General features: G+C 61.6%; 11 protein-coding genes. 7 read left to right on the top strand and 4 right to left on the bottom strand.

Annotation, left to right across the window (positions count from 1 at the left end):
* Positions 1–148 precede the first annotated feature (148 nt).
* From dnaE to AC1DWF_RS07535, 5 genes are all read left to right on the top strand, one after another.
* Entirely contained in the window at positions 149–3679 is a 3531-nt protein-coding gene (dnaE, locus tag AC1DWF_RS07555) for a DNA polymerase III subunit alpha (protein ID WP_476841559.1), read from the top strand.
* A gap of 184 nt (positions 3680–3863) precedes the next feature.
* A complete protein-coding gene (locus AC1DWF_RS07550; RefSeq protein WP_476784397.1) occupies positions 3864–4874 on the top strand; it encodes a methyltransferase in 1011 nt (336 codons plus the stop codon).
* 104 nt (positions 4875–4978) lie between these two features.
* Positions 4979–5932 (top strand): ABC transporter substrate-binding protein, encoded by a 954-nt coding sequence (locus AC1DWF_RS07545; RefSeq protein ID WP_476784398.1) that lies wholly within the window; start codon positions 4979–4981, stop codon positions 5930–5932.
* Positions 5933–5963: 31 nt separating this feature from the next.
* A complete protein-coding gene (locus AC1DWF_RS07540) occupies positions 5964–6641 on the top strand; it encodes a L,D-transpeptidase (RefSeq protein ID WP_476784399.1) in 678 nt (225 codons plus the stop codon).
* Positions 6642–6716: 75 nt separating this feature from the next.
* On the top strand, positions 6717–6995 hold the full coding sequence (locus AC1DWF_RS07535) for a hypothetical protein (protein ID WP_476841558.1): 279 nt from the start codon (positions 6717–6719) through the stop codon (positions 6993–6995).
* A gap of 25 nt (positions 6996–7020) precedes the next feature.
* Here the strand turns inward: AC1DWF_RS07535 and AC1DWF_RS07530 are convergent, their stop codons facing one another.
* A complete protein-coding gene (locus AC1DWF_RS07530; RefSeq protein WP_476787682.1) occupies positions 7021–8349 on the bottom strand; it encodes a DNA polymerase IV in 1329 nt (442 codons plus the stop codon).
* Between the two features lie 67 nt (positions 8350–8416).
* On the opposite strand from AC1DWF_RS07530, the gene AC1DWF_RS07525 reads away from it, so the two are divergent.
* On the top strand, positions 8417–8992 hold the full coding sequence (locus AC1DWF_RS07525) for an N-acetyltransferase family protein (RefSeq protein ID WP_476784393.1): 576 nt from the start codon (positions 8417–8419) through the stop codon (positions 8990–8992).
* Between the two features lie 4 nt (positions 8993–8996).
* Here the strand turns inward: AC1DWF_RS07525 and AC1DWF_RS07520 are convergent, their stop codons facing one another.
* Both AC1DWF_RS07520 and AC1DWF_RS07515 read right to left on the bottom strand, forming a co-directional pair.
* Entirely contained in the window at positions 8997–9542 is a 546-nt protein-coding gene (locus AC1DWF_RS07520; RefSeq protein WP_476784392.1) for a DUF924 family protein, read from the bottom strand.
* A 1-nt stretch (position 9543) separates the two neighbouring features.
* Complete coding sequence (locus AC1DWF_RS07515; RefSeq protein ID WP_476784391.1) at positions 9544–11406, bottom strand: monovalent cation:proton antiporter-2 (CPA2) family protein; 1863 nt, start codon at positions 11404–11406, stop codon at positions 9544–9546.
* 266 nt (positions 11407–11672) lie between these two features.
* Here AC1DWF_RS07515 and AC1DWF_RS07510 point away from each other — a divergent pair, with 266 nt between their 5' ends.
* Entirely contained in the window at positions 11673–11939 is a 267-nt protein-coding gene (locus AC1DWF_RS07510; RefSeq protein ID WP_476784390.1) for a hypothetical protein, read from the top strand.
* Between the two features lie 67 nt (positions 11940–12006).
* On the opposite strand, the gene AC1DWF_RS07505 is transcribed toward AC1DWF_RS07510, so the two are convergent.
* Positions 12007–12525 carry a hypothetical protein gene (locus AC1DWF_RS07505; RefSeq protein WP_476784394.1) on the bottom strand — a complete coding sequence of 173 codons (519 nt, stop codon included), beginning with the start codon at positions 12523–12525 and terminating at the stop codon, positions 12007–12009.
* Positions 12526–12556: the final 31 nt, after the last annotated feature.

Raw genomic sequence — 12556 nt, 5'->3', positions numbered from 1 at the left:
CCGCGAAGGCGACGCAAAGCGGTCGTAAAGCGGCGCCCGCGATGATACTCCACAAGCCGTTGCCAGCGCGACCCCTTGCGGGATGGACATGGCAGCGGGTGTGGCGGAACATGGCGGCCGAAATCTCCCTTGCAAGGCAAACGATTCGATGTCGAGTGACAGGCTCCCACGCGATCCGCTCAAGCGCGAAGCGTTGAAAAATGCAGAAAAGCCAGAGGTTTCGGCGCGGATGTTCATTCATCTTCGCGTCCATTCTGCCTATTCGCTGCTTGAAGGTGCCTTGCCGCTCAACAAGGTCGTCGCCCATGCCGCAAAGGATGCGGCACCAGCGATCGCCGTTACCGACAGCAATAATTTGTTCGGTGCGCTCGAATTCGCCCAGAAGGCAACCAAGGACGGCATACAGCCACTGATCGGTTGCCAGGTCGATATCGACTTTGCAGATGGCGGCGACGACACCCAGCGCAGCCATGGCTGGAAGCAGGCGCTCGTCCTGTTCCCTGTCGTGCTGATCGCCGCGACCGAGACCGGCTACGCCAATCTCGTGCGGCTGGTCAGTCGGCTCTATCTGGAGACGCCGCCCGGTGATCCGGTCCATGCGACGCTCGATTGGCTTGCAGCTTCTGCCGAAGGCATCATCTGCCTGACCGGCGGGCCGCGCGGACCGATCGGAGCTGCGATCAAGAGTGACCACGCGGCACTCGCCGAAAGCCGCCTGCTGAGCCTGAAGGCGTTATTCGGCGACAGGCTCTATGTCGAGCTTGAACGGCTGGCCGGCTATGACCGCGTTGTAGAGGCGGCAACCATCGAGCTTGCCTATCGCCACTATCTGCCGCTGGTGGCCACCAACGAGGCATTTTTCCCGGCGCGCGCCGACTATGAGGCGCATGACGCGCTCATCGCCATCGCCGAGGGTTCGGTGGTCGCCGAAGACAATCGCCGACGGCTGACGCCCGATAATTTTCTGAAGTCACAGAAGGAGATGGCGGAGCTTTTTGCCGATCTGCCTGAGGCGATCGACAATACTATCGAGATTGCCCGCCGCTGTTCTTATTATCCCAAGAACCGCGATCCGATCCTGCCGCGCTTCACTGGTGGCGACATCGCCGATGCGGCTGCCGCGGTTGCAGCCGAGGCTGAGGAGCTGACGCGGCAGGCCCATCAGGGGCTTGCCATGCGCATCGCCTCGCGGGGCTTGGCCGAAGGCTACACACCAGAGCAATATACCGAGCGGCTGGAATACGAGCTCGGCATCATCGAGCGCATGAAGTTTCCGGGCTACTTCCTGATCGTTGCCGACTTCATCAAATGGGGAAAGATGCAAGGCATCCCCGTCGGCCCCGGGCGTGGTTCTGGTGCCGGTTCGCTGGTCGCCTATGCGCTCACCATCACCGACGTCGACCCTTTGCGTTTTTCGCTGCTGTTCGAGCGCTTCCTCAATCCCGACCGAGTCTCGATGCCCGACTTCGACATCGACTTCTGCCAGGACCGCCGCGAAGAGGTGATCCGCTACGTCCAGGGCAAGTATGGCCGCGAGCAGGTCGGGCAGATCATCACCTTTGGAACGCTGCAGGCGCGCGCCGTGCTGCGCGACGTCGGCCGTGTACTGCAGATGCCCTACGGCCAGGTCGACAAGCTGTGCAAGATGGTGCCGCAGAACCCGGCCAATCCGGTGACGCTTGGCCAGGCCATCGAGGGCGAACCGCGTTTCGCCGAAGAGGCCGAGCGCGAGCCGATCGTCCAGACGCTGCTCGACATGGCACAAAAGCTGGAAGGGCTCTATCGCCACGCGTCGACCCATGCCGCCGGTATCGTCATCGGCGACCGGCCGCTGTCCGAACTGGTGCCGATGTACCGCGATCCGCGCTCGGACATGCCGGTCACCCAGTTCAACATGAAATATGTTGAGCAGGCCGGGCTGGTGAAGTTCGACTTCCTTGGCCTGAAGACCCTGACGGTGCTGCAGAAGGCGCTGCAGTTCATCAGCCGGCGTGGTGTCGACATCGACCTGGCGCTGATCCCGCTCGACGATCCGCTGACCTATGCCATGCTGTCGCGCGGCGAAACCGTCGGCATCTTCCAGGTTGAAAGTGCCGGCATGCGCAAGGCGCTGATCGGCATGAAACCCGACCGCGTCGAAGACATCATCGCGCTGGTGGCGCTCTATCGTCCCGGCCCGATGGAGAACATCCCGACCTACAACGCCCGCAAGCATGGCGACGAGGAGATCGCCTCGATCCATCCGATGATCGACCATCTGGTGAAGGAGACCCAAGGGGTCATCGTTTACCAGGAACAGGTGATGCAGATCGCGCAGGAGCTGTCGGGCTATTCGCTCGGCGAAGCCGATCTTCTACGTCGCGCCATGGGCAAGAAGATCCGCGCCGAGATGGACAAGCAGCGCGAGCGCTTCGTCACCGGCGCGATGGAAAAAGGCGTCTCCAAGCCCCAATCCAATTCCATCTTTGATCTGCTCGCCAAGTTCGCCGACTACGGCTTCAACAAGTCGCACGCCGCTGCATACGCCATCGTTTCCTACCAGACGGCGTATCTCAAGGCGCATTATCCGGTCGAGTTCCTCGCCGCGTCGATGACCTACGATATGTCCAACACGGACAAGCTAAACGACTTCCGCCAGGACGCCATGCGCCTCGGCATCGACGTCGTGCCGCCGTCTGTCATGACCAGCTTCCGCGACTTCGAGGTCGGCGAAAAGAAGATCTTCTACTCTCTCTCCGCCATCAAGGGCGTGGGTGAGGCCGCGGTCCAGCACATCGTTGCCAAGCGTACGGAAAAGCCTTTCGCCAGTCTCGCCGATTTCTGCGAGCGCATCGACCCCAAGATCGTCGGCAAGCGTGTGTTTGAAAGCCTGATCATGGCCGGCGCCTTCGACTGCTTCGGCTATGAGCGCGCAGCGCTGATGGCCGGCATCGAGCGGATGATGGGCCTGGCTTCGCTGGCGCATGAGAACGCCACGCTTGGCCAGTCCGACATTTTCGGCAGCGCTTTTTCTGGCCAGGCGCCGGTGCTGCACCTGCCGCAGGCCGATGCCTGGCTGCCGGCCGATCGCCTGCACCGCGAGTTCCAGGTCGTCGGCTTCTATCTGTCGGCGCATCCGCTCGACGAATACAAGTCGGCGCTCGAAAAAATGCGTGTCCAGAATTGGACCGATTTTGCCGCCGCCGTGAAGCGTGGCGCGACTGCCGGTCGCCTCGCCGGAACTGTCACGACCAAGCAGGAGCGCAAGACCAAGACCGGCAACAAGATGGGCGTCATCCAGTTCTCCGACGTCTCCGGGCAATATGAGTCCGTGCTGTTTTCGGAGGCGCTGGCGCAATATCGCGACCTGCTTGAGCCAGGCAGGTCTGTGGTCATTACGGTGGCAGCGGAAGACCGCCCGGAGGGTGTCAATCTGCGCATCCAGACCGTGCAGTCGCTTGAGGACGAAGCAAGCCGGGTGCAAAAGACCCTGCGCATCTTCGTGCGCGACGCAGCTCCGTTGAACATGCTGTCCAACCAGCTGACCGTGCGCGGCGAGGGCGAGGTCAGCTTCATCGTGCTCAAGGGCGAGGCGCAAGGCGAGATCGAGATCGAGCTGCCCAATCGCTATCGCATCACGCCGTCGATCGCATCTGCGATGCGGGCCGTACCGGGTGTTGTTGAGGTTGAACTGGTCTAGTCGCGCGACTTGGCCATAGCGCCGGACGCTCTGCCCGCGGCATTGCACCCGCCTCCGGATCTGGCTGCGGCGGGATCGGCACGTCGAACAAGGTTCTTTGCCGATGCCAATTGAGGGCGCGTTGCGGACAGCAACCTGTGCTGGTACTTTAGCTTTTGCTCATGTTTGAAGCAGGAGTATCGTCATGGACGAGAATGCCGCCGCCAATCAACTCCTGCAGATGGTCAATGGATACCAGGTGTCCCAGGCAATCTGCGTTGCAGCAGCACTGGGCATCGCTGATCAGCTGAAAGACGCTAGCCGTACCAGCGACGATCTCGCCGCGGCAACGCATTCCCATCCACAGGCGCTTTACCGGCTGCTGCGCGCATTGGCTTCGGTTGGCGTCTTGCGTGAAGGAGATGACCGTCGTTTCTCGCTGACCGCGCTTGGGTCGGGCCTGCGCTCCGATGCGCCGCAATCTGTTGCGCCTTGGGCGCGCCTTGTCGAGAGATCCTACTATCGGCAGGCGTGGAGCGACTTGCTGCATAGCGTGCGCACCGGCGAGAACGCCTTCCATCACGCGCACGGCATGGGAGTCTGGCAGTATCGGGCGGAGCATCCCGAGGAGTCGGTGATCTTTGACCGGGCCATGACCGCGTTGTCGCGCCTGGTGGCCGATGCGGTGCTTGCCGCCTATGATTTCAGCCCGTTCGAGGTCGTTATGGATATCGGCGGCGGGCAGGGCGCGCTTCTCGCCGAAATACTTTCCCGCAATCCTGCTCCAAGAGGCATCCTGTTTGACCAGCCGCAGGTGGTTGCTGGTGCGCTTCCTACGCTTCAGGCCGCCTCGGTCGCGGATCGGTGCCAAATTGTCGGCGGTGACTTCTTTGCAGCGGTACCCGATGGGGCAGACGTACAGCTCATGAAATCGGTCCTGCATGATTGGGACGACGAGCGTTCCATCGCAATCCTGAAAAGCTGCCGCCGTGCGTTGCGGCCAGGCGGAAATCTGCTGGTACTGGAGGCGGTGTTGGCCCCGCCCAACGAGGGCGCGGGCGCAAAGTTCGCCGACCTCAATATGCTGGTGGCGCCGGGAGGGCAGGAGAGGACCGCCGAAGAATTTGCGAAACTCTTCAACGCCTCCGGCTTCAGGCTGACGCGAACGATCGCTGCCGGTCCGCGCATCAGCGTCATCGAAGGGGAGCCTATCTGAAGCCATCGATTTTTCGCGCCTACCGATTGTCGAGGAACTCGGCTTGACTTGGCCTTGATAAGAATAAATCCTGCCTGTCAGCGGAAACGAAGCAGGCGGACGATATGAAGCCCCTATTGCGTGGTGTCTGCACTACAGCTGCGATCTTCGCAGGAGCCCTCCAGGCGTCGGCTGCCGATCTGGTCGTGGCGATGCCCAATTGGCCTTCCGGACAGGCGTCCGCAAACATCATCAAGGCCGCGCTCGAAAAATCCCTTCAGGTCAAGGTCGACGTCCAGGAGATGGGGACGATGATCGCCTTCACGGGCATGGATTCAGGGGCGGTCGATGTTTACCCTGAAGTGTGGCAACCGAATTTCGACCAGCTCATCCAGAGATTCAGCACCGAACGCGGAACCGTCCATCTCAGCTCGCGCAACGTGGCGGCGACCCAAGGGCTTTGCGTCACGCAGAAGACCTATGACGACTTTGGCATTCACGACGTTGCGGACTTGAAGGATCCCGCCAAGGCCAAGGTCTTCGACACCGATGGCGACGGCAAGGGCGAGATGTGGATTGGCGCACGTGGTTGGCTGTCGACCGATGTCGAGCGCATTCACGCCAAGAGCTATGGCTATGCCGACACCATGACGCTGCTCGAAATGCCCGAGGAGGTGGCCATGTCGGCTGTCGACGCAGCGGCTGCGACGGACAAGCCGATCGTTTTCTACTGTTACAGCCCGCATCACGTGTTCGAACTTCATCAGCTCAAGCAGCTCAGCGAGCCGCCTTTCGATGCAGCGAAATGGAACATCGTATTGCAGGCGGACGATCCGATGTGGCTGTCGAAGTCAGACGCGCCCGTGGCCTGGAAGCCGTCAAGCTTCAGCGTCGCTTATGCAACGTCCCTGTCCAAACGCTTGCCGCAGGTCGCCAAGTTCCTCGACAATATTGATTTCACCGCCGACGAGGTGACCGCGATGAGTTACGCCATCGAAGTCGAACGGCAGGATCCAGCGAAATTTGCGGAGCAATGGGTGGCGACCCACGAGGATCGCGTCAAGGCATGGTTGCAGTAGGCCGGACAAGCGGCAAACGGGGACAAGCTCAATGACAGGCATATCGCGTCTAGGTGGAAAGTTGGGTCAGGCCGTTGCACTTTCCGTGGCTATCGGACTGGGTACGACACTGGCGCTGGCCGATCAGACGCAGATATTCGACCCCAAGACGCACAAGTGGATCAACTACGATCGCAAAAAAGCGCGGCAATACTACGCCGCCCATGGCCAGGTTCCCGACGCTTTCCGGCGCCAGGTCGTCGACTTCCGCACCGCTGAGAAGCCGGGAACGATCATCATCGACGGCAACCAGCACTTCCTCTATCTCGTGCTGCCTGGGCTCAAGGCCGTGCGCTACGGCATCGGCGTTGGCCGCGATGGTTTTGGCTGGGCCGGCATCGTGCGTGTCGGGCGCATGGCCGAATGGCCGACCTGGACACCGCCGGCCGAAATGGTGGCGCGTGATCCGAACGCCGTGAAATTTGCCGGCGGCATGCCCGGCGGTCCCGACAATCCGCTCGGTGCGCGTGCGCTTTATCTCTACCAGGGCGATCAGGACACCATCTACCGCATCCACGGCACACCCGAACCCTGGACGATCGGACTCGACGTTTCGTCCGGCTGTATCCGCATGAACAATGACGACATCGTCGACCTGTACTCGCAGGTCCAGGTCGGGGCAAAGGTCGTGGTGCTGATGCAGGGGGCTGCGCTCTACAAGGGGGTGTAAGCGCCGTCATCTAATAACAATAAGCACGTCGAATGAGGGGATATCATGCGAACAGCTTTTCTTGCCGGAACTGGCTTGCTGATCGGCTTTGCGGTCGCAGGCTGCTCCTCCACCGCACCCGAGCCGCAGAACATGGCACGGACAACTGTGCAGACCGCGCCGGCGGACCTGCAACTGACTTGTGCCACCGCAACGGCAACACAGGCCGGCGTCGACAGCAGCAAAGTACTGCCGGTAGGCTCGTCCACGCTCGACGCCACCAGATACCAGGTCGAACTCAATGCATCGGGCCAACGCTATACATGCGTCGTTGATAACATGGGCGTCGTGAGCTCTGTGCAGAAGGCAGCCTGAGCAGGGCTAAATCGGGTCGCGGTGGTTACTCTTCCAGCGGCTCGGGCGGATGGGCGTTTCGGCCCTTGCCGAACGTATAGCCTGTCTCGACGGCAGTTCTGCCGAACTTGTTGCGCAAGGCGTCCATGGCGCCTTCGGCCAGAGCACGCTTGCGCGACTGGGTGTCGACAAGATCAGGCGGATCGGCGCGTTCGTCGTCCGACAGGTCGCTGACGCCAATGCCGAGCAGGCGATATTTGGTGCCGTCGGTCTCTTTCTCCAGCAATTGCATGCCGGTCTGGAAGATGCGGTCGGCAAGCCGTGTCGGGTCGGCAAGCTGGCGGTTGCGTGTCCTTGTCTTGAAGTCTTGCGTCTTGAGTTTGAGCACGACCGTGCGGCCGGCGATTTTCGCTTTCTTCAGCCGGGCCGAGACTTTTTCCGACAGTGCCCGCAGCACCGGCACAAGGTCAGCCGACGAGGCGAGGTCGCTGTCGAAGGTGGTTTCGGCAGAAACGCTCTTGGCCTCTTGGTCGGGCGAAACCTGCCTGTCGTCCTGGCCGCGCGACAGATGGAAGAGCCGGCTGCCCATTGTGCCGTAGCGGCGCATCAGGTCGCCGCGATCCATGCGCTGCAATTGGCCGATGGAACGGATGCCATCGCTTTCGAGCGTCGCGGCAAACGCCTTGCCGACCCCCCAGATCATCGTCACCGGCTGTTGCGCCAGGAAGCCGACCGCCTCCGCTTCGCCGATGACAGAAAATCCGCGCGGTTTGCGGAAGTCCGAGGCGATCTTGGCGAGGAACTTGCAGTAGGACAGCCCGGCGGAGACGGTGATGCCGATCTCCTTTTCCACCGTAATTGCAAAGCGGGCGAGCACCAGCGCCGGCGGCAGTCCATGCAGCCGCTCGGTGCCGTTGAGATCGAGGAAGGCCTCATCGATGGAGATAGGCTCGACCAGCGGCGTCAGCGCCTGCATCATCGAACGCACCTCGCGCCCGACGCGGACATATTTTTCCATGTCTGGGCTGACGACGACCGCTTCGGGGCAAGCCTCCAGCGCCTTGAACATCGGCATGGCCGAGCGCACGCCATGAATGCGGGCGATGTAGCAGCAGGTAGAGACCACGCCGCGCTTGCCACCGCCAATGATGACGGGCTTGTCCTTCAGGTCAGGGTTGTCGCGTTTTTCCACGGCCGCGTAGAAGGCATCGCAGTCGATATGGGCGAGATGCAGCTTGTAGAGTTCGGGATGGCGCAACAGGCGTGGGCTGCCGCAAGCATGACAACGCGGCCCCGCGCCACGCTGAAGGGCAAGGCAGTCGCGGCAGAAACCGTGGCTGGGATCGTTGACAGGCATTGCCTTCACTGCGAACATAAAGAGAACAGCCGAGATTTTATGTCAGCTGTCCCGTCGGGACAAGGCCGTGTGACGGAGCTATACCATGACTATTGCCATCTCGCCGTTGACGCCCGATCTGTGGCCGCATTTCGAGGAGTTGTTCGGCAAGCAGGGCGCCTGCTACGGCTGCTGGTGCACCTATTTCAGGCTGCCGCCGGCAGCACGCCGAGAAAACAATCGCGAGAGCAACAAGGATCACATCAAGGCGCGTATCGAGGCTGGCCCGCCGCCGGGTTTGCTAGCATTCGAAGACAATGAGGCGAGCGGCTGGATGCAGATCGGCCCGCGCGCCGACGTGCCGGAGTTCAACAATGCGGGCAGGGGCTCGGCACCGTTTGAGCCGGGCGATGCCAGCGACCCGCTAGTTTGGGCGATCTCGTGTTTTTTCATTCGCAAAACAGCGCGTGGCCAGGGGCTGACGCATCGACTTGTCGATGCCGGCATCGCATTCGCGCGGCAATCGGGCGCTCGTATTGTTGAAGCGTGTCCGATGGACCAGTCGAAGGATTCGCGCTCGGTCGGCCTGTTCGTCGGCTCGACGCGGGTATTCGAAAAAGCAGGCTTCGCCCGCACCGCCGAACGCAGGCCTGGCCGCCCGTTGATGCGCCTGGAGCTTTGAAGGCTCAGCCGGAGAAGCCGCCCGCTTCCAGGAATGCCAGCTCCTGTTCGCTTGATTCGCGGCCGAGGATGAAATTGCGGTGCGGGAAGCGGCCGAAGCGGGCGACAATGTCGCGATGGCCGATGGCGTGTTTCAGATAGTCGCCGCCAAGGGCTGTCGAGCGTTCGAGCGGGATGTCGTGGTCGGCCAGGGCCTCGGAATGCGAAAACGGCAGGTAGAAGAACACCCGGATCGGCGCTTCGGTGGCGAGGTCATGGCCATCGGCGATCGCCTTGCGGGCAAAGTGGCGGGCAAGGGGATCGGTGGCATACATATGGCCGCTGCCCCGGAAGCAATTGCGTGGAAACTGGTCGAGCAGGATCATCAACGCCAGCGCACCTTCGGCGTCTTCGGCCCAGGCATCACATTGGCGCTTGGCGGCGGCCATGTGAAGGTCGCCGAAGCGGCTGCGAAAGCCAGCGTCGAACATCTCGTCCTTGCGGAACCAGCCTTCCGGGCCGGCCTCACGCCAATAGGCCACAACTTCGGTTGCGCGCTGCCTGTCCACCATATCAATTTCTCTCCGTTTGTTCGCTTGGCGCGGTCTTCTTGGCGATCATGCTCGCGGCTTCCTCATTGAGCGCCTTGGCGGTGCGCCGCGGCGGTGTCAGTGGTGTTGGCACCGGACCGGGAATGTTGCCCTGCAGATAGTCGCGGCCTGACTGGATATCACCTGCGATCTGCATTTCCAGCCGCGCCGCATCGCGGTTTCGCACCTCTTCGATCACTTCGGCGACATCGTCTGGATCCTCGCCGAGCTTTTCGAGCGTGGCGCCGCCAAAGACGAGGGCCGACTCGAAGGTCTCGCGCAGCTGGTAGTCGACGCCGGCGCGAATGAGCTGGATCGCCGTGCCGCGGTCATAGGCGCGGGCCAGTACAGGTACCAGCGGGAACTCGGCGGCGAGGTTTTCGGCGATGCGGACAGCGACATCTTCCTTGTCGACGCAAATCAGCACGGCCCGTGCACGTCCCGCACCCGCCGCGTGCAGGATATCGAGTCTGGTGCCGTCGCCATAATAGATCTTGAAGCCGAAGTCGGCGGCCGCCTGGATCATCTCGACGTCGTTGTCGATGATGGACACGTCGACGCCGCGCAACAAAAGCGGCTGGCTGGCGATCTGGCCAAAACGACCGAAGCCGATGACAAGCACGGTGCCGCTGAGTTCGGCGGCCACGTCGACATCTTCGAGCGACTGCTCGTCCTTGGGCGTGAAGCGGCGCAAGACCATGATCGCCAACGGGGTCAGCACCATCGAAATGATGATGATGGCGGTAAGCACCGCATTGGCTTCGCCGTCGATGATTCCGACGGCAAGGGCCGAGGAATAAAGCACAAAGGCGAATTCGCCGCCCTGCGCCATGATCACCGCGCGCTCCAGCGCCTCGCGGTGTCCTGATCTGAGGAAGCGGGCAACGACGTAGATGCCGAGGCCCTTCATCAGCATGTAGACAACAACGTAGAGTGCGATCAGCTGCCAGTTCGCGACGACCACCATAAGATCGAGCGACATGCCAACGGCAATGAAGAACATGCCGAGCAGGATTCCGCGGAATGGCTCGACGTCGGCCTCGAGCTGATGACGGAAGGTCGATTCGGACAGCAGAACGCCGGCGAGGAAGGCGCCCATCGCCATGGATAGGCCGCTCAACTGCATGGCAAGTGCCGAACCGAGCACGACCAGCAGGGCTGCGGCGGTCATGACTTCGCGAGCGCGCGATTCGGCGAGGATGCGAAACAGCGGGTTGAGCAAATAGCGCCCAGCGATCACCAAGCCGGTGATCGCTGCGATGCCGATGCCGATCTCCGTGAGCCTACCGGCCCAGCCGGTGCCGGCATCATTTGCCGCGACAGGCGCGAGGAAGGCCACAAGCGCAAGCAGCGGCACGATGGCAAGATCTTCGAGCAGAAGGATCGAGACCATGCGCTGGCCCTTGGGAGTCGACATCTCGCCGCGCTCGTCGAGCAACTGCATGACGATTGCGGTTGAAGTCAGCACAAATCCCGCGCCGGCGATGAAGGATTGAGCGACTGAAAAGCCGCCCGCCAGCCCAACAGCGGTCAGCAAAAGCGCGCAAATGCCGACTTGGAGGGCGCCAAGCCCGAAGATTTCGCGCCTCAGGCCCCACAACCGCGATGGCTGCATTTCAAGTCCGATGATGAACAGGAACATCACCACGCCGAGTTCGGCGACATGCAGGATGGTCTCGGCTTCGGAGAAGACACCGATGCCGAAAGGACCGATGATCACGCCGGCGCTGAGATAGCCAAGGATCGAGCCGAGGCCGAGGCGCTTGAATAGGGGGACGGCAACAACGCCTGCGGCAAGCAACGCCACCACCGGAACCAGATCGACACCCGATGCTTCTGCCGCCATGCGCCTTGTCGATCCTTATGCGTGCGGCAGCTGCCGCTTTGGGGAAAGGGCCAAGATAGGTGCTTCGAAGGCTGTCGAACAGCCCGCCCATCCAATCGAATCGCCGGGCTGCGAAATGTCGGTGGTTCGACGTTCGGCGCGTCAGTCTTTGGCCGCACAACTTGCCATTGCGTCTGGCATGTCATGCCGCTATGGCGGGCGTGGTTTCGATCAGCGGGGATCGAAAAGCTGCCGGCATTTCCTGCCGGTTACGAGGAAAGACTGACATGAGAAATATTCTGCTTGCCGTTCTTGGCGTTGCTGCACTTGGCCTTTCGGCCTGCTCGAAGGCGCCGGAATGCACCGCCGAGATCATGGCCAAGAAGGGCCAGGAAGTGGCAACCGCGCTTCAGGAAGCCATCACCAAGGATCCGGCCAAGGCGGCTGATCTGTCTGCCAAGGTGACGGAAGTTGCATCCAAGTTCACCGGCGCGACGACTTCGGCGGATGCCTGCAAGGCCTATGACGACTTGCTGACGGCCATCAAGGGCTGATTCTTCAGCTTCAAAAAAGAAAGGGCGGCACCTTAGGTGTCGCCCTTTTCGTTGGARGAGGAAACAATCAGTTCTTGGCGATGGCGCCGACCGCCGTGCCGTCGACACGCGACAGCTTCATTCCGATCACCGGCACAAGCTGCTTTTCGACGCGCACTGAAATGGTGACATGCATCGAATTTTCGTCCGGCACGCGCGCCTGCATCACACCGTTGAGCTGATTTCTGTTGATCGCAAGCACGACCTTGCGGCCATCGACGACGCTGCCGGAAACGATATCGAGGCCTTTGCCTTCCGAGCCGTCGAGGAATTTGCCGCTATAGCCGCTGCGGCCCTTCTGCTCGATGGTTGCCGACATCTTCTGGGTGAACACACCCACGCGGCATCCGCCGTCGAGCGACATGCCGACCTTGCCGTCCGGTGTCGAGCCGGTGAAATTGCAGGTGAATTTCGTTCCCTTGTATTTGCCTGCGACGATCTCGCCCGGGCCGACCCATTCACCTTGGACCGACTTGAAGAACGTCTTGTCGCGTTCTGGTGCCTTGACCATGTCCGCGTGCACGACGGATGGCAGCGCCACGGCCATGGCAGGCAGGACAGCGGACAACAACAAGCGC

The organism is Aminobacter sp. P4_D5 (genome assembly GCF_056401815.1).
The sequence above is the reverse complement of the archived record's forward strand: the minus strand, read 5'-3'. Positions and strand labels throughout refer to the sequence as shown.